28 protein-coding genes, 2 tRNA genes and 2 pseudogenes are annotated in these 21,140 nt (G+C 57.9%); 13 read left to right on the forward strand and 19 right to left on the reverse strand.

Annotated elements, in window-relative coordinates; all coding sequences use genetic code 11:
* Positions 1-54 precede the first annotated feature (54 nt).
* From IPF49_05840 to IPF49_05850, 3 genes are all read left to right on the forward strand, one after another.
* Positions 55-1,353, forward strand: a complete 1,299-nt coding sequence (locus IPF49_05840; GenBank protein ID MBK6287157.1) for an HD-GYP domain-containing protein — start codon at positions 55-57, stop codon at positions 1,351-1,353.
* Positions 1,354-1,826: 473 nt separating this feature from the next.
* Positions 1,827-1,902: transfer RNA gene (locus tag IPF49_05845), tRNA-Val, on the forward strand.
* Between the two features lie 19 nt (positions 1,903-1,921).
* A tRNA-Asp gene (locus tag IPF49_05850) sits at positions 1,922-1,998 on the forward strand.
* A gap of 230 nt (positions 1,999-2,228) precedes the next feature.
* On the opposite strand, the gene IPF49_05855 is transcribed toward IPF49_05850, so the two are convergent.
* The 11 genes from IPF49_05855 to IPF49_05905 all read right to left on the reverse strand — a co-directional run bounded on the left by IPF49_05855 (position 2,229) and on the right by IPF49_05905 (position 9,872).
* Positions 2,229-2,714 carry a terminase small subunit gene (locus IPF49_05855; GenBank protein ID MBK6287158.1) on the reverse strand — a complete coding sequence of 162 codons (486 nt, stop codon included), beginning with the start codon at positions 2,712-2,714 and terminating at the stop codon, positions 2,229-2,231.
* Positions 2,715-2,879: 165 nt separating this feature from the next.
* On the reverse strand, positions 2,880-3,308 hold the full coding sequence (locus IPF49_05860) for a hypothetical protein (protein ID MBK6287159.1): 429 nt from the start codon (positions 3,306-3,308) through the stop codon (positions 2,880-2,882).
* Between the two features lie 139 nt (positions 3,309-3,447).
* Positions 3,448-3,669, reverse strand: coding sequence for a hypothetical protein (locus IPF49_05865; GenBank protein ID MBK6287160.1), 222 nt, complete (start codon positions 3,667-3,669; stop codon positions 3,448-3,450).
* A gap of 177 nt (positions 3,670-3,846) precedes the next feature.
* Entirely contained in the window at positions 3,847-5,250 is a 1,404-nt protein-coding gene (locus tag IPF49_05870) for an RHS repeat-associated core domain-containing protein (protein ID MBK6287161.1), read from the reverse strand.
* Between the two features lie 352 nt (positions 5,251-5,602).
* Positions 5,603-5,860, reverse strand: coding sequence for a hypothetical protein (locus IPF49_05875; protein MBK6287162.1), 258 nt, complete (start codon positions 5,858-5,860; stop codon positions 5,603-5,605).
* Positions 5,848-6,120, reverse strand: a complete 273-nt coding sequence (locus tag IPF49_05880) for a hypothetical protein (GenBank protein MBK6287163.1) — start codon at positions 6,118-6,120, stop codon at positions 5,848-5,850. The genes IPF49_05875 and IPF49_05880 overlap by 13 nt, the downstream gene beginning before the upstream one ends.
* Positions 6,117-6,641, reverse strand: coding sequence for a hypothetical protein (locus tag IPF49_05885; protein MBK6287164.1), 525 nt, complete (start codon positions 6,639-6,641; stop codon positions 6,117-6,119). Before IPF49_05885 ends, IPF49_05880 begins: the two co-directional genes overlap by 4 nt.
* Positions 6,626-7,315, reverse strand: coding sequence for an RHS repeat-associated core domain-containing protein (locus IPF49_05890; protein ID MBK6287165.1), 690 nt, complete (start codon positions 7,313-7,315; stop codon positions 6,626-6,628). The genes IPF49_05885 and IPF49_05890 overlap by 16 nt, the downstream gene beginning before the upstream one ends.
* 641 nt (positions 7,316-7,956) lie before the next feature.
* On the reverse strand, positions 7,957-8,502 hold the full coding sequence (locus IPF49_05895) for a hypothetical protein (GenBank protein ID MBK6287166.1): 546 nt from the start codon (positions 8,500-8,502) through the stop codon (positions 7,957-7,959).
* A gap of 830 nt (positions 8,503-9,332) precedes the next feature.
* Positions 9,333-9,542: a hypothetical protein gene (locus tag IPF49_05900; protein ID MBK6287167.1), complete on the reverse strand. Its 210-nt coding sequence runs from the start codon at positions 9,540-9,542 to the stop codon at positions 9,333-9,335.
* Complete coding sequence (locus tag IPF49_05905; protein ID MBK6287168.1) at positions 9,543-9,872, reverse strand: hypothetical protein; 330 nt, start codon at positions 9,870-9,872, stop codon at positions 9,543-9,545. It abuts the gene before it with no gap.
* Between the two features lie 734 nt (positions 9,873-10,606).
* On the opposite strand from IPF49_05905, the gene IPF49_05910 reads away from it, so the two are divergent.
* The 10 genes from IPF49_05910 to IPF49_05955 all read left to right on the forward strand — a co-directional run bounded on the left by IPF49_05910 (position 10,607) and on the right by IPF49_05955 (position 16,007).
* Positions 10,607-10,837 (forward strand): hypothetical protein, encoded by a 231-nt coding sequence (locus IPF49_05910; GenBank protein ID MBK6287169.1) that lies wholly within the window; start codon positions 10,607-10,609, stop codon positions 10,835-10,837.
* Positions 10,838-10,937: 100 nt separating this feature from the next.
* Positions 10,938-12,560 (forward strand): RHS repeat protein, encoded by a 1,623-nt coding sequence (locus tag IPF49_05915; GenBank protein ID MBK6287170.1) that lies wholly within the window; start codon positions 10,938-10,940, stop codon positions 12,558-12,560.
* Between the two features lie 227 nt (positions 12,561-12,787).
* A complete protein-coding gene (locus IPF49_05920) occupies positions 12,788-12,976 on the forward strand; it encodes a hypothetical protein (GenBank protein ID MBK6287171.1) in 189 nt (62 codons plus the stop codon).
* Complete coding sequence (locus tag IPF49_05925; protein ID MBK6287172.1) at positions 12,973-13,368, forward strand: RHS repeat protein; 396 nt, start codon at positions 12,973-12,975, stop codon at positions 13,366-13,368. The genes IPF49_05920 and IPF49_05925 overlap by 4 nt, the downstream gene beginning before the upstream one ends.
* 26 nt (positions 13,369-13,394) lie before the next feature.
* The gene (locus IPF49_05930) at positions 13,395-13,709 is read left to right on the forward strand and encodes an RHS repeat protein (GenBank protein MBK6287173.1); all 315 of its coding nucleotides are present in this window, start codon (positions 13,395-13,397) and stop codon (positions 13,707-13,709) included.
* 83 nt (positions 13,710-13,792) lie between these two features.
* A complete protein-coding gene (locus IPF49_05935) occupies positions 13,793-14,056 on the forward strand; it encodes an RHS repeat protein (protein ID MBK6287174.1) in 264 nt (87 codons plus the stop codon).
* A gap of 52 nt (positions 14,057-14,108) precedes the next feature.
* Positions 14,109-14,297, forward strand: coding sequence for a hypothetical protein (locus tag IPF49_05940; GenBank protein ID MBK6287175.1), 189 nt, complete (start codon positions 14,109-14,111; stop codon positions 14,295-14,297).
* Positions 14,252-14,668, forward strand: coding sequence for an RHS repeat protein (locus IPF49_05945; GenBank protein MBK6287176.1), 417 nt, complete (start codon positions 14,252-14,254; stop codon positions 14,666-14,668). The genes IPF49_05940 and IPF49_05945 overlap by 46 nt, the downstream gene beginning before the upstream one ends.
* A gap of 74 nt (positions 14,669-14,742) precedes the next feature.
* Complete coding sequence (locus IPF49_05950) at positions 14,743-15,213, forward strand: RHS repeat-associated core domain-containing protein (protein ID MBK6287177.1); 471 nt, start codon at positions 14,743-14,745, stop codon at positions 15,211-15,213.
* Between the two features lie 317 nt (positions 15,214-15,530).
* Positions 15,531-16,007, forward strand: coding sequence for a hypothetical protein (locus IPF49_05955; protein MBK6287178.1), 477 nt, complete (start codon positions 15,531-15,533; stop codon positions 16,005-16,007).
* Between the two features lie 77 nt (positions 16,008-16,084).
* Here IPF49_05955 and IPF49_05960 read toward each other — a convergent pair whose 3' ends face one another.
* The 8 genes and pseudogenes from IPF49_05960 to IPF49_05995 all read right to left on the reverse strand — a co-directional run bounded on the left by IPF49_05960 (position 16,085) and on the right by IPF49_05995 (position 21,024).
* Entirely contained in the window at positions 16,085-16,666 is a 582-nt protein-coding gene (locus tag IPF49_05960) for a plasmid pRiA4b ORF-3 family protein (GenBank protein MBK6287179.1), read from the reverse strand.
* Between the two features lie 3 nt (positions 16,667-16,669).
* Positions 16,670-18,174: pseudogene (locus tag IPF49_05965) on the reverse strand (IS66 family transposase).
* Positions 18,087-18,563, reverse strand: a complete 477-nt coding sequence (gene tnpB, locus IPF49_05970; protein ID MBK6287180.1) for an IS66 family insertion sequence element accessory protein TnpB — start codon at positions 18,561-18,563, stop codon at positions 18,087-18,089. Before tnpB ends, IPF49_05965 begins: the two are co-directional and overlap by 88 nt.
* A complete protein-coding gene (locus tag IPF49_05975) occupies positions 18,560-18,895 on the reverse strand; it encodes a transposase (protein ID MBK6287181.1) in 336 nt (111 codons plus the stop codon). Before IPF49_05975 ends, tnpB begins: the two co-directional genes overlap by 4 nt.
* Before the next feature lie 123 nt (positions 18,896-19,018).
* The gene (locus IPF49_05980; protein MBK6287182.1) at positions 19,019-19,390 is read right to left on the reverse strand and encodes a helix-turn-helix transcriptional regulator; all 372 of its coding nucleotides are present in this window, start codon (positions 19,388-19,390) and stop codon (positions 19,019-19,021) included.
* A gap of 220 nt (positions 19,391-19,610) precedes the next feature.
* Positions 19,611-20,168 (reverse strand): annotated as a pseudogene (locus IPF49_05985) (ATP-binding protein).
* A complete protein-coding gene (locus tag IPF49_05990; protein ID MBK6287183.1) occupies positions 20,108-20,386 on the reverse strand; it encodes a hypothetical protein in 279 nt (92 codons plus the stop codon). The pseudogene IPF49_05985 and the gene IPF49_05990 overlap by 61 nt, the downstream one beginning before the upstream one ends.
* Complete coding sequence (locus IPF49_05995) at positions 20,383-21,024, reverse strand: hypothetical protein (GenBank protein ID MBK6287184.1); 642 nt, start codon at positions 21,022-21,024, stop codon at positions 20,383-20,385. The genes IPF49_05990 and IPF49_05995 overlap by 4 nt, the downstream gene beginning before the upstream one ends.
* Between the last annotated feature and the right edge of the window lie 116 nt (positions 21,025-21,140).

Here is a 21,140-nt window from a genome sequence, read left to right on the forward strand (position 1 = left end):
AGAATGGATCGATGTTGCTTGGATTGACCCGTTTGGGTCTTTTGGTGAAAGCCGATGGCTGAATTGACTTCCGTCGTTACCGCGGTATCCGATCTCGAGATCGGCATGTACGTCACCGCGCTCGACCGCCCCTGGATGGAAACCTCCTTCATGGTTCAGGGCTTCTATATCACCAGCCAGGCGGACATAGAGGAACTCGAGCGGCACTGCAAGTTTGTATACATTGACGTCTACCGCAGCAAACTCGGCAACGTGCGTCGCACCAGCCGCGTGATGGGACGGCCCAAGATCCTGCAGCAGCGCATGCAGGAGCCGGCAATCGAGACGGTGAAATTCCGCTCGCGCAGCACTGATATCGGCAAGGAGCTGTTCGGACACCTCAAACTGAAGAAATACGAGGACACGGTGGGCTTCGGAGAGGAGCTTGGGCGGGCCAAGGCGGTGTTCGCGGATCTGTCGCGGGCATTTGCCGACATGATGGAGAAATTCCTGGCGGATAGCGTGCTGGATCTCTCGGGTATCCGCGAGGCGGTCAACCCGATGGTCGAAAGCGTGTTGCGCAATCCCGATGCCTGCGTGTGGCTGGCCGGTCTCAGGAACGAGGATGGCTATGCCTACCGGCATGCGGTCAGTGCATCGGCATGGGTGGTTGCGTTCGGGCGCCGGCTCGGATTGCCGGCCGTGGTGTTGCAGCGCCTTGCCACCGGCGGGTTGTTGTTCGACATTGGCAAGTTGCGGGTGCCGAAGGAGTTGCTGGAAAAATGCGAGCGTCTGACGCCGGGCGAATTCCAGTTGCTCAAATCGCATGTGGAATTCGGCATGGAGATGCTGAAGGATACCGGTACCCTCAATCGCACGGTCGCGGACATGATCGAGTCTCACCACGAGCGTCATGGGGGGCACGGTTATCCGCACGGGCTCAAAGGTGACGATATTCCGGTATTCGCGCGCATTGCGGCGATCGTCGATTGCTATGACGCGATCACCAGTCAGCGCCCCTATGCGACGGTCCTGTCACCCAGCCATGCGGTCAAGAAAATGTATGCCTGGCGCGGCGTCGATTTCCAGGCGGAACTGGTCGAGGAATTCATTCAGGCCGTTGGCGTGTATCCGGCGGGCACATTGGTCGAACTGAGCAATGGCGAGGTTGGCGTGGTGCAGTCGGGATACCGCACACGCGGCTTGCGTCCGCAACTGCTGATGGTGCTGGATCATGACAAGCAGCCGTTGCGCGAAATGCATCCGGTCGATCTGGGCGCGGTCAGGCAGGACGCGACCGGCGCCGCGCTCGATATCTCCACCAGCCTGGAGCCCGGCTCATTCGGCGTCTACGCGGACGAACTCAATTACTGAAATCGCGACGAGAGGTGTGGACACATCGAGCGGCGGGCGAGCATCGGCTTGGCGCTGCCCGGGTTATGCACAGATTCTGTGGATAAAACAGTGCACAAGTTGTCCACACGGACCTGAAAGCCGCCAGTCAAAGCAAGATGAAGCATTGAGCAAAAAATAATCAAATCTATAAAAACGTTTAAAAACAAATAGATATAATTCAATTATAAGAAAACACATTCGCTGTATCGTCCAATAGACTGTGACACGGGCGCTCCATGGGAGCTGTTGATAATCGGTCGCATCCTGCGTTGCCGCGAGCAGCAACGCCGAACTGCGTCCAGCGTCTCGGGCCATTGCATATCCGTTGGAGCGGGGACGCGCAAACGCCATTTCCGGGCAGGATTTGTCGGCATGCGCGCGGCTGCATCATGAGGACGAATTCTTTTTTGACTTCAAAGGCCAAGTATGTAGAATGCGCGCTTCGCCTGAAGGGGTGGTTAGCTCAGCTGGTAGAGCACCTGCCTTACAAGCAGGGGGTCAGCGGTTCGATCCCGTTACCACCCACCATTCGGGAGACGATCAAAACGGAGCGGTAGTTCAGTCGGTTAGAATACCGGCCTGTCACGCCGGGGGTCGCGGGTTCGAGTCCCGTCCGCTCCGCCATTTTGAAGGCTCTGCGTTGGTAGTGACAACTAACGTAACCAATCGTAAGTGCAATGTAAGTGTAACGGGGACCTTGACGAGAGGGTTCCCGCTCGCTTTCTACACAACGAATTTCTTCCTGAATCCTCAAATCGATCAGATGCTTGCGCGGCCGTCACCGAACACTTGTGCAGGCGTTAACCGCAAAGCTCGCTGTGGGCCGCTGTGAGCGCGTAGGAGCTATGGGGCCGTCAGGAGTTGCTGCGTTGCTCCTGCAGCATCAGAAGCGCGTTCTCGATGGAGAAGGCCGATTGTTCCCGGCGAGGCTGCGCGTAATCCCCGTCCATCTTATTCAGTTCCCTGATCGCCTCGATGGCCGTCCGCGCATCTTTGATCCTCAGCTGCTGTCGCACAACTCGCGTCACAGCCCCGTCAGCGTCGCGTGTGACGTCGATCGACTGCCCGCATACTTCCACCCTAGCGCACTCCTGCGCGATCTCCCAGAGCTTCTGGCGCTTGTCCTGTGTTGCGATAGTTACCTGGTCGCGGATCTCATGTTGACGACGTTCGATCGCTTCTCGAATGTAAAGTCTATTCAGGTTTTCGTGGGCTACGCTGCCGAGAGTTTGAGGGTTGCCTTTGTAGCCGGCCGCCCGCGCCGCGGTCGCGCCACGGCCACCGTTCTGGACGTAGTACTCAACGAAAAGGGTTTGACGTTGATTGAGCGAAGTTCCCATCGGCTTGCACCGCTAACTAGTAAAACTGTATAAGAGTACAGTAGATGCCTCCCCAATTGAAGGCTATTCGCTACCGCTCGACAAACAAGCAATCACCGTTCCTTCACTCAATCCCTATCCGCACTGTTGCCTGAAATGCGACTGCACGCGTTTCCGTTGCGCCATTCACATTGAATCGTGCTTGGCTTTTTTTTGGGGCATACACGATTTGATAGGCATCTTTGTTGAGGACAGCGCGCTCGCCAGCGTCGGTGCCCGGCGCTTGCCCCACGGATCAAAACTGAACGCCTCGAGCTCGGCCCCACTTTCGTCGGTGATTGCGGTGATCGAGCCCAGGTGATCCTTGTGCAGGTAGCGCGTCTTCGTGGTGCCAGCCACACTCGCCGTGCGCCCGGTGATCGTCACCAGCACGCTGCCCCCGATGTAGTGGCGCTCCTCGGTCGCCGTCGGACTCACCACCTTTTCATACAGCCCTCCGACAAAGGTCGCCGTGGTGGCACTGAACCTCCTCAACTCGGTCACTCCGAATAAATAAATCCGTCCCCTTTTCCGGTCCGATTTATGTTGTAGGTTTCGCGTACCTGAATCCGCCATGCACTGGAAATACGTGCGTGAAATATTCTCCTTTGTCTCTGCCGTCGTTACGTCTCGGATTCAATATGTCGAATATTGCAGCTTGAGCGGCCTCCCGAGCAGTCTTGTACGGCGCCCCATTTGCAAAGTTAACACTATGTCATTGCTGCTTGTATTCCCCCTTAATTTTCATGTTAGCGCAATCCACATGAAGAAAGAATGATGAACCAATGCCGCCGATCCCGATTGGTGTTTGGTAAGTGTCTATATGCGATACGCGAAAAACTTGATCCCCGCTTTCGCGATCTAATCCGTCAAATGAAATATTGTAGTTCTCCTCTTTCCACAGCTTCTGCGTCGCAACGTATTTGTTCACCATCACTGCGCATTCTGAGTATTCAGGTGGTGCCTTGATCTGAGGCTGCGACAAGAACTCTTCGGCACCATGATCTGACGCCCGATGACAACCTGAAACCGTAGCCAGACCAGGGAAGAAATAATTATTATAAAAACCGGAAAGGGGCTGGCTCGCGACGCCACATCGATGTTTCGCATGGTGCTAATTGCCTTCATAAGGTATCGCTTGGTAACTGCCCCCCGGCTTGTCAGGGAACGTCACGATTATTCCGAGTATGTCCAGACTTTTGGAATGCTTTAGATCTGCGTCGCTCGGTCTGAATGGATCCCACGGACCATCCTTCCCGCGTAGCGGGTGAGAATGAATCACGCCCCTCACTGTGCAGAAACAAAATCGGGGTGGATAGCCCAACCAAGGTTGTTTGTGCGGAAGGCCAGGCAGGACTCTAATAACACTCACGTCTCCGTCTCTAGCCCACCAGCGCTCCACAACCCATCCGCCCTGCTCGTACCGCTGCGTTGGGGGGAGATCGGTTCTCGACTGATTCCAGATGCGTCCCATCTCGCGTTTCACATCGGGATCGCTTGCCCAAACGGGCATTGGGATTCGCCACGGCTCTACCGGGGTATCCGGTGATACCCCATTTGCGACTTTCGCCTCTGCTACAGCATGTCCCACATCCACAAACGCCTCGGCTGGACTTTTAGGCCGGGTCGCGTCGTTGATTGGCCCACCCATCGAATCGTTTTGAATCTGCAAAATATAGCGGCTCGACGCGTTCCGGTTCCCGCGGGACCACCAGGGGCTGGATTCATAGCGCGCCTGGATGTTGCCCGTGGAACTCGTGCTATCGTGCTTGTCACGCGTCCCGCCGTTGGCGGAATTCGCTACCACATCCACCACGCCATCGACGATCTGGGCGCATGCGCTGGAATCCTCTATGGAACTGCACACATAATAGCGCGCTACGATCTTTATGGTATCGATTAGGTTCCCGCGTAGCACTTTGACGAGCGCCTTTTTGACCGCGCGGCCAATCGAACTGAGCGCATCCCCTAGCGCATCACCCACTTTATTGAACAGCTTCTTCAGAAAGAACCCGCTCGGGTCCGTGTAGCTGAGCGGGTTGTTCTCCACATAGGAGTAACGGTTCAGCCCCTGCAGATTGGTGATGTCCTGCACAAACGGATCGGCACTCAGGAAACGCCCGATCTCGGCATCATAGACGCGCCCGCCCATGTGGATCAGCTCCACGCCGTCGAGTTGCTCGTGTCCCGTGAAGCCTTTGTTGGTCAGGGTAGAGGACAGCGCGCTCGCCACCAGCGTCAGGTTGCCTTTCTGGTAGGTGCTCATGCTCGTCCACGGGCTGCCGATCTTGGCAATCAGGCTCGCCAGCGTCGGTGCCCGGCGCTTGCCCCACGGATCAAAGCTGAACGCCTCAACCTCGGCCCCGCCTTCGTCGGTGATTGCGGTGATCGAGCCCAGGTGATCCTTGTGCAGGTAGCGCGTCTTCGTGGTGCCAGCCACACTCGCCGTGCGCCCGGTGATCGTCACCAGCACGCTGCCCCCGATGTAGTGGCGCTCCTCGGTCGCCGTCGGACTCACCACCTTTTCATACAGCCCCCCGACAAAGGTCGCGGTGGTGGTGCCTCGTCTCCGGTGACAACGATCTGCTCGTGATCGGCGACTATCGCGGCATCCGCATCGTCACCGCCACAGAGGCACTGAACCTCCCCACCTCGGTCACTCCGAACAAATAAATCCGTCTCCTTTTCCGCGCTGCTGTCGTACACCAGGTTGCCGTTGGCGTCGTACTGGTACGTCTTGCCCCCGTGCTGGTCGCCGTCACCGTGTGCGGACCCGCCGCGTTAGCGTAGCTGTACGTGCCGATCCCCGTCTTCGTCTTGATGTTGCCGAAGGCGTCGTAGCCGATCGCATCAGTCTGCGCTCCCGCGCCTCATTCTTTCACGAGTGGATTCAATTTTCCGAGTATGTTGCCGGGCATATCCGTGATCTCCATTGTCGTTAAGTCGATGACGAAATAGTGAGCCGGATGCTTGCTCCAAAACTCATCCTCCTCCTTTTCCGTATCGAATTCGTATGGATAGGCCGAATACTGATAACGGACTTCATGACCGGGATAGAGAGAATACGCTGCAAGAATCACCCGTCGATCATTTACGGACAAGTAACAGTTCGCATTCATGCCGTCCACAACGCGCAGTCCTCGGCTAAGAAAACGCCGACATACGGAAGCCCCTCATAATAATCGACGCTTGCTCGCTTCATGCCATTAGAAATACCCAGTTCCGCGGGATCATACACGTGTGGGTTTCCAATTGTTTTCTGGGCAGAAATACACGTAGCTAATGCCCAAGACAACGATTCCGGCACCTGTTGTTCCTGGCTTCTCAGAGGCATGCAGCCGGCGATGAATAACCAACCAAATATCAACAACCGCCAGATACTGTTCATGGCACAGGGTCCCCGATTGCATAGCGTTGGTCTTGCGGGCGATTAAACCGGTGTAATTGTCGTATCCGCGACAGATTGCAGGTTATCCGTTCCGGTGTGCAAACTCTGACTTCGCCCTCGTAGGAGACGTAAAGAGGCGTAGGACGGCCGGCGTAGACCCATTCCGCGTCGGGCGTGGAAAACACCGCCCCGTGTCCCGGTACATGAGTATGCACTCCCGCCACAGTACTTGGCGGTTTGCCAATACCGTGAATCTCAATTTCATTGCCAATGACAATCGTCGACAGGTCCACATAAACGTTGTCCCCACGGTGGTTGATGATCGCGCCAATCTCCACGCGGTGTCGTCGGGAGATTTCGTCGACCACACCGAGAAAGTACTTCGCAGCAGTCGGAACGTCACCAAATGCATTTCTGGGATTCAGTACGCCTTTGACGATCGCATTATTGATTTCTGCCCGCGCCATGTCGCTGGTGCTAGCCCCATCTGCGACTTTCGCCTCTGCTACAGCATGTCCCACATCCACAAACGCCTCGGCTGGACTTTTAGGCCGGGTCGCGTCGTTGATTGGCCCACCCATCGAATCGTTTTGAATCTGCAAACATAGCGGCTCGACGCGTTTCGGTTCCCGCGGGACCACCAGGGGCTGGATTCATGGCGCGCCTGGATGTTGCCCGTGGAACTCGTGCTATCGTGCTTGTCACGCGTCCCGCCGTTGGCAGAACTCGCGATCACATCCACCACGCCATCGACGATCTGGGCGCATGCGCTGGAATCCTCTATGGAACTGCACACATAATAGCGCGCTACGATCTTTATGGTATCGATTAGGTTCCCGCGTAGCACTTTGACGAGCGCCTTTTTGACCGCGCGGCCAATCGAACTGAGCGCATCCCCTAGCGCATCACCCACTTTATTGAACAGCTTCTTCAGAAAGAACCCACTCGGGTCCGTGTAGCTGAGCGGGTTGTTCTCCACGTAGGAGTAACGGTTCAGCCCCTGCAGATTGGTGATGTCCTGCACAAACGGATCGGCACTCAGGAAACGCCCGATCTCGGCATCATAGACGCGCCCGCCCATGTGGATCAGCTCCACGCCGTCGAGTTGCTCGTGTCCCGTGAAGCCTTTGTTGGTCAGGGTAGAGGACAGCGCGCTCGCCACCAGCGTCAGGTTGCTTTTCTGGTAGGTGCTCATGCTCGTTCACGGGCTGCCGATCTTGGCAATCAGGCTCGCCAGCGTCGGTGCCCGGCGCTTGCCCCCACGGATCAAAGCTGAACGCCTCAACCTCGGCCCCGCCTTCGTCGGTGATTGCGGTGATCGAGCCCAGGTGATCCTTGTGCAGGTAGCGTCTTCGTGGTGCCAGCCACACTCGCCGTGCGCCCGGTGATCGTCACCAGCACGCTGCCCCCGATGTAATGGCGCTCCTCGGTCGCCGTCGGACTCACCACCTTTTCATACAGCCCCCCGACAAAGGTCGCGGTGGTGGCACTGAACCTCCTCACCTCGGTCACTCCGAATAAATAAATCCGTCTCCTTTTTCCGCGGAATCGACCCCAGCACGCCGAGACCCAAGTCGATAGCACTGCATTCGTCGCCGCGAATGTAGGCCCTAAGGTCATACCCGGGCCACAGAATCTGTGCGCCTTGGTCTACGCCATCAACAGTCACCCCGAAAGAATTCAAGCCAGCCTCATTTCCGAATTTACCTTCGTGACCATCTCGTTATTTTTTCGCGCACCTGCTCGGCGATTTCGTCACTGAGGTCAACATACTTTCCAGAAAACGAAATTTCAGCTTCGACATCTGTAAGCAAAACGCGTGTTTTGCACGTGATATTACTCATATCTTGAGACTCGTTGGTGAAAGGTGGCACGGAACAGTCCGCGATCCACATCGGCGCAGACTTGGAGTCCTCCACTGGTGAATTTTGAAGTAGCTCCAAAGCTTTGGATCCCCGCCTTTGGATAAACTCTAAAAAGTCCGCCCTGGTCTCGATCAACAATCCTGTCCCTATAGAGTCCCGTACCTGTCCATGCATTTAGGGCGGTCGGATTTAATCTGAACTTATTCTCATAGGAGGATGGCTGAGAAATAAACACATGCACATGTGTGTCAAACGTGGACACATCACCTAGTGTCGCCTTCAAGCCCAAGGCATTCAATGGAATCTCAAGAATTACACCCTCATCCTTGTCCATTTGTTTGTTTGATGGCGCCAAAGAGTCCGGCAATTCAGGCATCACATATTGCGACGGTATCCGGAAATATTTCCCCGCAATTTCCAAATCCTGAGTCTCGGGATTCCCCCCGGTCTGACCACAACCTGAATTGATAACGGTCAGCAGGATCCAGACGTAGTATCGAAATTTGCACTTGTTCATTTTGACCGTCCTCAGGGCGCAGTGTCGCAGCCGGAACACCAAGCTCCATCATATAGTCCGGCAGGGAGAGTTGAATTCCCTACTCCCCAAGTTCCACCAAAAAGTGATCGTGGAATTCCATACCTTCCGAATACACGCCAGTGATATGACGCAACCTGGCTTGGGCTTAACAGGTTTGGAATACTGATCGCATCCGCCATTACCGATTGCGCGTGCTCGAATGCCAAGTCAGCGCCAATCTGCTCGGTCGTAACCTTGATTCGGTGAGAATCAATGTAAGTCCGCAATTGCTCCCAAGTATAATAAGCAGCATTTCGTTCCCAATCCTGCGCATCAACAAGGCTGCCATACCCCCATCCGATTAGGGCGGTTCGCGCAACCGGATCTCGACCGTTCTTCCATCGTGACTTCCAGAAATCGATGTACTTTCCAGACTTCGCCAGTGCACGCTCATCCTCAGTGATTGGAGCGCCTACTCGCTCTAACGCCCCATTTGCAAACTTCGCCTCTGCTACAGCATGTCCCACATTCACAAACGCCTCGGCTGGACTTTTAGGCCGGGTCGCGTCGTTGATTGGCCCACCCATCGAATCGTTTTGAATCTGCAAAATATAGCGGCTCGACGCGTTTCGGTTCCCGCGGGACCACCAGGGGCTGGATTCATGGCGCGCCTGGATGTTACCCGTGGAACTCGTACTATCGTGCTTGTCACGCGTCCCGCCGTTGGCGGAATTCGCTACCACATCCACCACGCCATCGACGATCTGGGCGCATGCGCTGGAATCCTCATGGAACTGCACATAATAGCGCTACGATCTTTATGGTATCGATTAGGTTCCCGCGTAGCACTTTGACGAGCGCCTTTGACCCGCGCGGCCAATCGAACTGAGCGCATCCCCTAGCGCATCACCCACTTTGTTGAACAGCTTCTTCAGAAAGAACCCACTCGGGTCCGTGTAGCTGAGCGGGTTGTTCTCCACATAGGAGTAACGGTTCAGCCCCTGCAGATTGGTGATGTCCTGCACAAACCGGATCGGCACTCAGGAAACGCCCGATCTCGGCATCATTAGACGCGCCCGCCCATGTGGATCAGCTCCACGCCGTCGAGTTGCTCGTGTCCCGTGAAGCCTTTGTTGGTCAGGGTAGAGGACGCGCTCGCCACCAGCGTCAGGTTGCTTTTTCTGGTAGGTGCTCATGCTCGTCCACGGGCTGCCGATCTTGGCAATCAGGCTCGCCAGCGTCGGTGCCCGGCGCTTGCCCCACGGATCAAAACTGAACGCCTCGACCTCGGCCCCGCCCTCGTCGGTGATTGCGGTGATCGAGCCCAGGTGATCCTTGTGCAGGTAGCGCGTCTTCGTGGTGCCGGCCACACTCGCCGTACGCCCCGGTCACCACCACGCTGCCCCCGATGTAGTGGCGCTCCTCGGTCGCCGTCGGACTCACCATCTTTTCGGCCAGCCCCCGACAAAGGTCGCGGTGGTGGTGCCTCGTCTCCGGTGACAACGATCTGCTCGTGATCGGCGACTATCGCGGCATCCGCATCGTCACCGCCACAGAGGCACTGGTTTGCGTTCATCCCGGCCAAAGACGTGATCGACTTCATTTCGCACGCGTGGAAAACGAAGTTCGCCCACGCTCCCATGAAATGAGACATCGCGATCGCCGATCAATAACGGCGTGGTTTGAACGGTTCCTTCGTGCGGCCTGGCGAGTTGCGGAAAGCTGAACGGGCCGGCTTTGACCTGGATACGAAGGAGTGGGCGTACACCGCGACCAAGACCAACACGCCGCACATCGTCCCGCTCGCATGGCAGGCAGTGGAGATTCTGTACCCATCAAAAAAGGTCGGTGACAACGAGCGGCCGGATTTGATGGCCCACGTAGCCCATATGGGACACGATTTTTGCGCGTGTCTTATTGTATGGTATCCGTTGATCTGCTCGCGTTCGGCGACGAACCGGAAGAGCAATGAGTCAATGGTGAGCGGGCGGGAACGCAGACCTGTTACCTGAGCTGGCGGCCCGACTCAAAAATAACCATCTCCGGGAAACCCCGGGGCGATTCAGTTTGCAGCTTGACTGCCACGCCAGGGGCGCTCGTCGACATGAAAAGACATCTCATTCCATTGATGGCAACACTTGCCGTGTCGGGCGCGACCCATGCCGGCTGCACCGCTGATACTCCTCCCGCCACCCCAGACGCACGCAGGGCTACCGAATTCGAGATGCTGGACGCCCAGCTCGCGCTGAACACCTACCTTACCAACAATAATGACTATCTCGCGTGCCTCGACCGGGAAGGGGCCGAGGCGAGCGAGGACAGATGGTGGCGGTGAGCGCGGCGCGCACGGCCGCCTACAGCGCTGCCGTCGAGGAAATGACCGCGACCACCAGCGCGTTCAATGACGCGATGGCGACATTCAGAGGCGTAAGTCGATGAAGAAAATTTGCGGCCGACCGCGAAAGGCTCCGCAGAGTCGCCACGCCGCCGTCACGATATTTGAATGGAACATTATGAGCATTTCATTTGTTGCGCGATTCGTTGGCCTTGCGTTAATGCTGGCCCCGCTTGCGGAAGCACAGATTTCCCCATTGGTGAAATGGGATAACTCGAGTTGCTTGCCTACAATTTTAGGCGCGTCAGTGCAATCGGTAGCTGAGCAGATGGTCGCTATTGCGAATGCAAACGCACTCTCTTGTAATGAGCCCGTCCAGTGCACAAATAAAATGTCGCTGGGCTCAGTAGCCTCAACCAGCTTTGAAGTCATCTCCCAATGCACAGGTACGCACTATCAGCAGCCAGTAGGCAGCACCTGTCCCGATGGATTTGAAATTGTCGTTGGCGGCACACAATGCACGCGTGCCCATTCGACCTTCGACAAAGATAAGCAACTCCATCAGCCGTGTTCGGTTGGCAATCCGATAGATATGTTGTCCGGAAACAAATTTGCGTCCGAGGTTGACTACAGAAGCAGCGTTGAATTTCCCCTTGAAGTAATCCGTTATTACAACAGTACACCCAATTTGAAAGCCATTGCGACATCGACTAGTTTTGGTGGCTACTGGCGATTTTCCTATGACCGATCGCTTGACATAGGGTCCGGCGTCATCATTGCCGTCAGGCCAAACGGCGCGGTTTTCTACTACGGGCTTAGCAACGGAATCTGGTCTTCTGATCCAGATGTGAATGCTTCTCTGAAGCAAACTGCAGCTGGGACCTGGGAGCGCACTGACGAGAATCGGTTTGTCGAGACATATTCGAGTAGCGGTAAATTAATTTCTATAGCGGATCCAGTCGGGCGGACGCAGAATCTCACTTACACCAATGGTGTATTGGTCTCGATCACAGATTCTGCCGGTAACGCCCTGATTATTGGCCGCGATACCAATGGGCGCGTTGCATCTATACAGCTGCCAACCAACGAGTACATCAATTATGGTTATGATCTGATTGGCAATCTGAAAACCGTCTCGTTCCCCCCCAGCGCACCGCTTACGTATCTTTATGAGGATTCCAACGGTCCCCGCCGTTTGACGGGTATCACTGACGAAGCAGGCATTCGATTTGCAACGTACCAATACGACAGTGTGGGGCGTGCAATTAAATCGGAGCATGCGGGTGCAGCGGGAAAAGTTAGCATCGATTACACGATGCTCGAGAATCCGGGTGCTCCTGCTTCGACTGTAACCAACTCTCTCGGCAAGACGACGACATATCACTATTCAACTATTCAAGGTGTTCGGAAGATTACACACGTGGAGGGGCACGCAAGTACAAATTGTGCTGCCGCCAACCGCCTCATCACGTACGACTCGAATGGCTTCGTGGAATCCAGCACGGACTGGAAAGGCATCGTCACAACCTATGTTCACGATGCGCGCGGCCTGGAAACCTCGCGCACAGAGGCGGTGGGTACGTCGGCCGCGCGGACGATCACGACTGAGTGGCACCCCACCTGGCGATTGCCAACAAAGATCACAGAGCCCGGTCGGGTTACCGAATTCAGTTATTACACGAATGGTCAGTTGAAAGACCGCACCGAGCGAGCTGTTCCATGAAGACTGGTATAAGTCGTTCAACAATTGCGCGTTCCAGTGAACAAACGCTAACCACGACACGAGAAGCCGCACCATGAACCACCCCCTGCGCCGATTGCTCAGCCTCACGGTCCTCGCGCCGGTGTGCTTGCAGGCTGCGAGCGCGCTTGCGGTAGACGATCGCGTCACCAAGTACACCTACACGGCTTCCGGGCAGGTCGCAACAATCGACGGCCCGCGCACGGACGTTGCGGACATCACGAGCTACACCTACAACGCAGGGCAATCCCGCGACCCGTACCAACGCCCTGGGGCATGTCACCCAGTGGACCGATTACAATGCCAGCGGCCAGCCCACGCGGATGGTTGATCCGAATGGGGTGATTCGCGGGAGTTCACCTACTGGCCGCGCGGCTGGCTCAAGACCATCAAGGTGAAGGCGAGCGGCATTCCCGGCGCCGTCGATGCCACCACCACCGTGACGTACAAGCCCTTTGGCAAGCCGCAGCGGATCACCCTGCCCGATGGGAGTTATGCCCTGTACACCTATGACGCTGCCCAGCGCCTGACGAAAATCACCGACGCGGCCGGCAATTACCTGTCCTACACCTTGGACGCGGCCGGGAACGTGACATGGGAGCGGATCCGCAAGACGGACAATTCGCTGATGTATGCCTACAACCGGGTGTATGACGAGCTGAGCCGCCAGATCGGAGACAACGGGACGACGACGGTGCTGTCCTACGACGATAACGGCAACCTGACGCAGACGATCGCGCGCCCGGGGGGCGCACGACGCAGCAGGCGTTCGATGCGCGCGACCGGCTGAGCACGCTCAGCGATGCGAATGTCCCGGTGACCGGGGTCACGCAGTATGGCTACAACGCTCAGGACGCGCTGGCCACGGTGCAGGACCCGCGCGGCGCCACGACCAGCTACCAGGTCGACCCGCTCGGCAATCTCACGCAGCTCAGCAGCCCCGACACCGGCATCACGACCTTCACGCCCGACAGTGCAGGCAACGTGACCAGCCGCACGGATGCGAGCGGCAGGACCTGGACCTACACCCACGACGCGCTGAATCGCCTGCGCGTGGTGAACTGGGCAAGCGGACCAATCGATTACCAGTACGACCAGACGGGCAACCAGCGCCTGGGGTTGGGCGTCTGACGACGATCACCGAGACCGGCACGCATCTCGCGGCCCTGAGTTCCGGAATCGAGACCCGCTACTACTACGATCTGCGCGGCAACGTGGTTCGCCAGGAAGGCAATGTTGGTGGTTATGCCTACAGCGTGGGTTACCGCTGGGATCTGGCCGACCATCTGACGGGGATCACCGATCCCGATGGACGCGAGATCAGCTACGGCCGTAACGGGGTGGGGCAGATCGGTTCTGTTCAAAGCAGTGATGGCATCCCGGCTGTTACGCTGGCCGGCACCATCAGCCCACGCGCCCTTCGGCGGGCCGAGCGGGTGGCAGTTCTGGAACCAGCAGACCGTGAGCGTGGGGCGTGACCCAAATACCGGATAACCAGGCTGCAATCGAGCCGAGGCGCCGGCGGGGGCGGTGGCCCAGGACCTGACGCTGACCTACAACACCGCCAACCTGGTGACTGTGATCACGGACAACACGGCGGCGCTCTCCGGAGAGAGCTTTGGTTACGACAAGCTCTACCGCCTGGTCAACAGCACGGGCAGCTACGGCGCCTGGTGTGGAAATACGACGCCACGGGCAACCGCACGAAGCAGACGCTGAACACCACGGTGTCGAATCTTGCCTATCCCGCCACCAACAACCGCCTGACGAGCGTGGGGAGCCTGACCCGACAATACGATGCCGCCGGCAACCTGAGGCAGGAATTGCGGTCCGATGGCAGCACGCGCAGCTATGCCTACAACGCAATGAACCGGCTGAGCGCGGTCACCCGCACCGTTGGCGGCTCGGGCGCGATGCCGGTGGCCTCGTATACCACAACGCGCTCGGGCAGCGGTGGCGAAGTACGTGGCGGCGAGCGGGCAGTGGACCTATTATGTATGATCTGGACGGGAAGCTGCTGGTCGAGCAGCCGGGCAACAGCACGGCGCACCGCGATCATGTGTATCTCGATGCCTTACCCCTGGCGCTGATCGATGTACCCGTCAACCCCACTACACAAGCGACCAAGGCCTATGCGATCCACACCGATCATCTCGGCACGCCGATGCGGCTTACGGACACCACCGGAACGGTGGTCTGGGCGCTCGACAGCACGCCCTTCGATGCGATCCACGGTGCTTTCGGCCTGCCCAACGAGGACGTCGATCTGAACGGCATCTCGATCACCTACAACGCGCGCTTCCCGGGGCAATACTTTGATGCCGAGACGGGGCTGAACTACAACTACTTCCGGTATTACGACCCATCTACAGGAAGGTACGTAACTTCCGACCCCATCGGTCTGAATGGTGGTCTAAACACTTATGCGTACGTCGGTGGGAATCCGTTATCTCGCATTGATCCATATGGATTGAGATGTATTCAAGGGGTTGGTTGCTACACCACTCCAGAAGAAGCTACAGCAGCTAATTCCGGTAATTATAATAAATACTATCAGCTTGCATGTGCTGGGGTGATGCTTACGCATGCTTTGCTCAGCACGTTGCTGCTAATGATGATTTGGATGGTCATCTAGCCACTTGGTGGCTGAATCGCGCTTTGGATGAGCATGCTGAAGAAAGCAAGCAATGCATAGACAAAGAAGGAACCATGGAACAGATTCGCAAAGATCTTGCAAATGCCTATGCTGATTATTTGCCGCAATCACAAGACCAAGCGGCTTGGCCAACAGTTAACGGGGTAACTCAATTTCATTGGAATGAATTTGCGAAATATGGATTGCCCCCATCGACATTTGGTGGAACTCCAGGCGGATCAACGCCAGTCTGGTCTAGCCATTGGTGCCCAAATTGTCGTTGATGTTTGAATATCGCTATGGATGACGCACCAGTGATGAAACCAGGATTTTTACGCGCGTTAGTTGGATTTATTTCTAGCTGGGCTGTATCTGTGTTGATTGCATTCTTTTTTGGTTTTTTATTTTCTCTTTACATGCTAGAAGGTCATCGGGTTGATTTTATTAAAGCGATTGGTCAGGGTAGTACAGATGCGTATGATGTATTGCTTTTTGTGGCAGGAACAATAACTATTGTCGCTGCTGTTGTATCTTTGGTGATAACTATTTTTATTGCAGCGCCGCTCTATGTTTTGTCATTGCATAAACAAAAAACTTCAATGCGTATTTATGTGGCTGCGGGTTTGATTATTGCGCTTTCCGCTGCTGTTGTAGTAATCACGATTCAGCAAATCGCATTTCCTCAAGCAGTGTCTGAGGTTTATTGGCTTGAGTTTGTTTCAATGCTTACGGCTGGGCCTGCATATACCACAACGTTCTGGGCGCTTGTGTTTCGCCAGCGATCCTTTATTTAGTAGCGAACACCCCACCCAAGCCCCGCTGTCGCGGGGCTTGTCGTATCGTAAGCGTACGGCGAATACCGTCTGGACAATCAGATGCGTAGGCGTCCGAGTTTCCGGTTTACGATCTCAATGTCGAATTCAGTGGGATCGAACCCATCACCACACCAGGCAAGCATGTCGGCATGCTCCTCGTGCGTGGGGTCTGTGATAGCCTCAAAAAAATATTGATAGCCCGGCGGGCCACCGACATCTTCCGGCGGGCAGGCATTTTCACCGCCAACGCACATGGCTCCCTGCGCCGATTCTGTTGCCGGCAACACCTTTTCGATCTTTATCTTGTGTTCCCACCCGTCACCGAAGTCGTAGACGTAGCGGCAGGTTTTTCCGCGTCCCAAGGCGGAAACGAGCGCAACACCTTTTTCCGCCGTTACGCTCCCGGGTGCATCCCAGTCCGGATCTGGCACGCCATAGCGGCGCTGACCAATCTCGAATTCATGCAGGTGACTATCCGTCCAGCCCATCGCGTACTGGATTACATCGTGCAGTTGGTGGAGTTTGATCGTCTGCGGCACGAGGAGAACCCGCCAGACCTTGGGCTCGACCCATGCGAGTTCGATGCGCAACTGCAGCCATGGACGCGGGGGACGTATCGGACGCACCTTCGTTGCCATGGTTCAGGCCGCCTCTTGCTGATGTCCTGGGATCGCGATCTGCACATTCCACGGCAACAACTCATCGACCCGATTGATTGGATGCTCGCCAATGCAGCCGATCACGTGCCGCAGGTACGCCTCCGGGGTCGAGTCCGCTCAGTTGCGCGCTGCCGATCAGGCTGTACATCGCCGCCGCACGCTCGCCGCCGCTGTCGGAACCGGCAAACAAATAGTTCTTGCGCCCGAGCGCCACGGGACGCAGCGCGCGCTCGGCGGCGTTGTTGTCGATCTCGAGGTGCCCGTCGTCGCGGTAGCGCGTTAGCGCCGCCCAGCGCCCGAGTGCGTAACGCACAGCCTCGGCCAGCCCCGATTTGCGCGGCACCTGGGTCAGGATGTTGTCCAGCCACGCGTGCAGTTGCTTGAGTATCGGACCGGCCCGCGCCTGGCGAACCGCGCGACGCGTATCGGGCGGGTGGCCCCGAATCTCGGCCTCGACCGCATACAGCGCGGCGATTTGCGCCAGTGCGGCAGCGGCCAGCGGGCTGCCCTGAGCCTGGTGCACCTCGTAGAGCTTGCGCCGGGCGTGCGCCCAGCACGCGGACTCGACGATTTGCTCACTCGCAAACAGTTTGCCGAAGCCGGCATACCCATCGGCGTGCAGGGTGCCGTGGAAGGCTTGCAGGTGCCGTTGCGGATGCACGCCCTTGCGATCCGGCGAATAGGCAAACCACACCGCCGGTGCGCTGTCGCCGTGGGCGGGGCGTTCATCACGCACCAGGTCCACAGCCGTGCGGTCTTCGTGCGGCCACGTCCGGGTGCGAGTACCGGCACCGGGGTGTCATCGGCGTGCAGCGTCGCGCCGGCGAGCACATGACGGCGGGTCGCGTCGACAAGGGGGTGCAGCAGGGTTGAGCATTCGCCTACCAACCGGCCAGCGTCGAACGCGACAGATCCACGTCCTCGCGCATAGATCCCGCTCTGCCGGTACAGCGGCAGGTGGTCGCGGCACTTGAGACCAGCACGTGCGCCAGCAATCCCGGACCGGCCTTGCCGCGCGCGATCGGGCGCGCTGGCGCATCGGCCTGCACGATCGCTCACCGCCGCCAGCTTCGGGCGCACATGGCGAATCACCTTGCAGCGCGCCGGTACATACTCCAGCATCTCGGCGACATCCTCGCCAATCAGGCGTAACCGACCCCGCAGTCGGGGCAGCAGGTGCCGGCAGGGTGTGGATCTGCATCTCGCGCGGCAGATGGGCCGGGAGCGGTTTGCGTACGGGAATGCGGGGCCCGGCACGCGCGGCACCCGGATCGACCGCAACCGAACCGATCGTTGGGGTAGGCTGCGTGGTGGCCAACAGATTGAGCTGATCAACATGGCCCTCGAAGCGCTCGGCGCGGCGGCCAAAGTGCAGGCGCTGCAACGGCGATCATCAGCTTCAGATGGGCGATCTCGCTGCGCTGCGTCGCAATAACAGCCTGCAATTTGGCGGTGTTATCGGGGTGGTTATCAGCAGCGTTTTGCATGCGTGCATTATAGTTTTGCATAAATCGCCGCAAAAAACGCCGTGAATTTGCGAGCCAGACGTGGCGCGGTGCGCACCGGACGGCGCCAATCGATGCCCCCGAGCAGCATCGATAATTGCGCGTGCGACAACGCCACTTTGCCCGCTTGTGCCTGTGGCCACGAAGTGTCCGCGCTCGAGGCGCTTGGCAAACAAACACATCCCGTCGCCATCCCACCACAGCACTTTGATGCGATCGCCGCGTCGACCGCGGAAGACAAACAACTGCCCCGAGAACGGGTCGGCGAGCAGCTGCGACTGCACCAGTGCCGCCAGGCCATCGAAGCCGCGGCGCATATCCGTCGCACCCGCCGCAATCCAGATCCGGGTGCCCGCCAGCAATGCCATCATCGCAGCAACTGCTCGAGTACCACGCGCAGTGTCGACATGCGGTTGCCCTTCGATATGCAGCCGGCCACGCGAACACTCGATGAGCAGTGAACCGTTGCCCTGAGCACGTGCATGATGTGCAGTCGCAGACGGCTGTGTGACTGCGCTGTGGACGATCTCCACTTGAACACCTGGTTGGCATTGATGCCATGATGACGGGCAATCCGCGCGACCGACAAGGCTCCCGGACGAAAGGTCTCCTCGACGACGACACGTTTGAATTCCTGAGAATGATGCCGATACCGACTGCGACCCCGCGCAGGTGAAACAGGATCAAGCGAATTTGTGTCCATAAATCATTCGTGGACTCAATTGGTGTGTCCCCTCCAGAGGGTATGCTTACGAACCGCTACCGTCGCGTCGAGAGGGTGCTGGCCGGACGCTTACGTCGTATCTGCCTTTAGCGGCGGGTTGTTTTATTTACTCCCTTGTGCCGCCTTCGCGGTGCTCCTTGTAGCGGCCTGGCTTTGGGTGCGTTGCACCATGCGCTTGGCCTGGTGCTTCAGGATCAGGCCGTCCAGCACCTCCAAAGCCGTCTTACGCTCTTCCTCGTCAAATTGACGCAGGGCTTCAAACTGGAGTTTCAGCTCATCGTCCGGCCCGCGCTCGTCTTCCTCGAACAATAGCCAGTCCGTGCTGGCCGTCAACGCCGCCAATTTCTTCATCACGTCCGGTGTCGGCTGGGCGGTGCCCGCCTCATAGCGCTGAATCTGCGTCAGATGCACCCTGGACAGGTCGGCCGTCCCTGCTACGTGGAAAAAAGGGGACAGATTCTGATGTATCCCCACAAATTACGTAGCATGGAGTTCATTGTAAAACGCCTCGATGGCGGAGCAGAGCAGCTTGGGGTCTGGCATTCGTGAAGCGGTTCCCGGCAGCTGTCAAGCGACACCCAGTATTGCGCACTAAGGCGACGCAGTCTTGCGCATGGTTTCCGGGATTTGTGTCGCTGAATCAAGGAGTTGAAGGGTAGATCCCGTTGTCCAGCGACACCGGGATGTGTGGTGGCTATTGATTGGCGGCAGCGAGCGCAGTCTCGAGGTCACGGAGCCGGTAGGATCGCCCGCGGATATTCAGTACATGGCTGTGATGCAGCAACCGATCCAGAATCGCGGTGGCGAGGATTTCATCGCCGGCAAGGATGTCGGGCCACGCTTCGACGCCCTTGTTGGTGGTGATCAGAATGGCGCCCTTCTGATAGCGGTGTGCAACTAGCCGGAAGAACAACGAGGCGTCCTGTCGCGTCATCGGTTCAAAGCCCACTTCGTCGAGGATCAGCAAGCTCGTGTTGATGTACTTCTTGCGCCGCAGCAGTGCGGCACTGAGCGCGGCGTCACGACGCATCACGGCGAGTAGCTCGTCGAGCCGGTAGAACACCACGCCGAACCCGTGCTCGATCGCCTTCACGCCGAGCGCGACCGCAAGGTGTGTTTTGCCGACCCCAGGCGGCCCTTGGATCAGGAGTGTGCGGTTCTCACGGATCCACTGGCAGGTCGCCAACGTCTCTATGCGCGAGCGCTCGACCGAGGGCTGGAACGAGAAGTCGAAGGAAGCCAGGTCGGCAACCCGGAGAGTCGCAGCGAGGTCTGCAGGCGACGTTCCTCACGCCGATCGAGTTCGGCATCGAGTAGCTGATCGAGCAGTTGGTGCGGCGCGCTGTTGTCTTTGACGGCCTTGCTGATGAGTTCGTCGAGTTGCTCGGCGGCGTACAGGCACCCAATGCGCTCAAGACGGTTTCGGGTGGCGTCGAGATCGACCGTGGTGGTGTGAGCTTTGCGGTTCATCGGGCCACCTCCGCGAGTGCCGCGTAGAGATTGAGCGGGCGCTGCTCGGGGCGCAGGGCATTGATGGCCTGCAGCTTGCGGCCCATGCGCCCGAGTGGCTGCGGTGCTTGCACGGTGGGGGTGGACGGACCGTCGTAATGCGCCGGATCGATCAGGATGCGCTCGGGCGTATGACGCGGGTGCACGGCGATCACGCGGTAGTCGGCCAGTATCTGCACGCGCCCGGCACCGCCGCGGATCTCGACGCGCTGACCAATCCGGGTGAACGGCACCGAGTAGCGTCGTTGTTCGAAGCCGATGGTGGCATCGGGGGCAACGGTGCGTGTGACGGCGATGTCAAAGGGCTCGGGCAGGATCGGCAGCGGCGCGAGCTGGCGCTGCTCCAGGGCAAAGCTCTGCGCCACGCTGAGCCCGGTCGCCGGACAGATGCGCAGTGCGCTGAGGCGGACGATGTGTTCATCGGTCGCCTGCTGCAGTTCGGCCAGGCTGTCCCAGTGGCGCGCATACGGCGAGAAGCGGCCACGCAGGTCACGCACCAGTCGCTCGACCTTGCCCTTGGCCTGCGGGGCACGTGGCAGGCAGGCATCGATATGAAAGCCCACGCTGCGCGCATAGGTGCGGTAGTGTTCATTGATCATGCCCCAAGGGCCGGCGCCACGCGCCATCCCGGTCTTGAGGTTATCGATGTTATGTGCCCGCCACCGTTATGTGGCGGTGGCAGGCAAAGCCGATGACAATCATCGGTGGAGCACGC

The sequence above is a fragment of the Gammaproteobacteria bacterium genome, assembly GCA_016705365.1.
Lineage (GTDB): Bacteria > Pseudomonadota > Gammaproteobacteria > Pseudomonadales > UBA5518 > UBA5518.

What these genes read in the sequence shown, in the direction of transcription:
- IPF49_05840 (MBK6287157.1), top strand. Translation starts at nt 55, where the DNA reads ATGGCTGAATTGACTTCCGTCGTTACCGCGGTATCCGATCTCGAGATC.
- IPF49_05855 (MBK6287158.1), bottom strand. Translation starts at nt 2,714, where the DNA reads ATGGGAACTTCGCTCAATCAACGTCAAACCCTTTTCGTTGAGTACTAC.
- IPF49_05860 (MBK6287159.1), bottom strand. Translation starts at nt 3,308, where the DNA reads ATGGCGGATTCAGGTACGCGAAACCTACAACATAAATCGGACCGGAAA.
- IPF49_05880 (MBK6287163.1), bottom strand. Translation starts at nt 6,120, where the DNA reads ATGAACAGTATCTGGCGGTTGTTGATATTTGGTTGGTTATTCATCGCC.
- IPF49_05890 (MBK6287165.1), bottom strand. Translation starts at nt 7,315, where the DNA reads ATGAGCACCTACCAGAAAAGCAACCTGACGCTGGTGGCGAGCGCGCTG.
- IPF49_05895 (MBK6287166.1), bottom strand. Translation starts at nt 8,502, where the DNA reads ATGAACAAGTGCAAATTTCGATACTACGTCTGGATCCTGCTGACCGTT.
- IPF49_05910 (MBK6287169.1), top strand. Translation starts at nt 10,607, where the DNA reads ATGAAAAGACATCTCATTCCATTGATGGCAACACTTGCCGTGTCGGGC.
- IPF49_05915 (MBK6287170.1), top strand. Translation starts at nt 10,938, where the DNA reads ATGAAGAAAATTTGCGGCCGACCGCGAAAGGCTCCGCAGAGTCGCCAC.
- IPF49_05950 (MBK6287177.1), top strand. Translation starts at nt 14,743, where the DNA reads ATGCGGCTTACGGACACCACCGGAACGGTGGTCTGGGCGCTCGACAGC.
- IPF49_05955 (MBK6287178.1), top strand. Translation starts at nt 15,531, where the DNA reads ATGAAACCAGGATTTTTACGCGCGTTAGTTGGATTTATTTCTAGCTGG.
- IPF49_05960 (MBK6287179.1), bottom strand. Translation starts at nt 16,666, where the DNA reads ATGGCAACGAAGGTGCGTCCGATACGTCCCCCGCGTCCATGGCTGCAG.
- tnpB (MBK6287180.1), bottom strand. Translation starts at nt 18,563, where the DNA reads ATGATGGCATTGCTGGCGGGCACCCGGATCTGGATTGCGGCGGGTGCG.
- IPF49_05975 (MBK6287181.1), bottom strand. Translation starts at nt 18,895, where the DNA reads ATGGACACAAATTCGCTTGATCCTGTTTCACCTGCGCGGGGTCGCAGT.
- IPF49_05990 (MBK6287183.1), bottom strand. Translation starts at nt 20,386, where the DNA reads ATGAACCGCAAAGCTCACACCACCACGGTCGATCTCGACGCCACCCGA.
- IPF49_05995 (MBK6287184.1), bottom strand. Translation starts at nt 21,024, where the DNA reads ATGATCAATGAACACTACCGCACCTATGCGCGCAGCGTGGGCTTTCAT.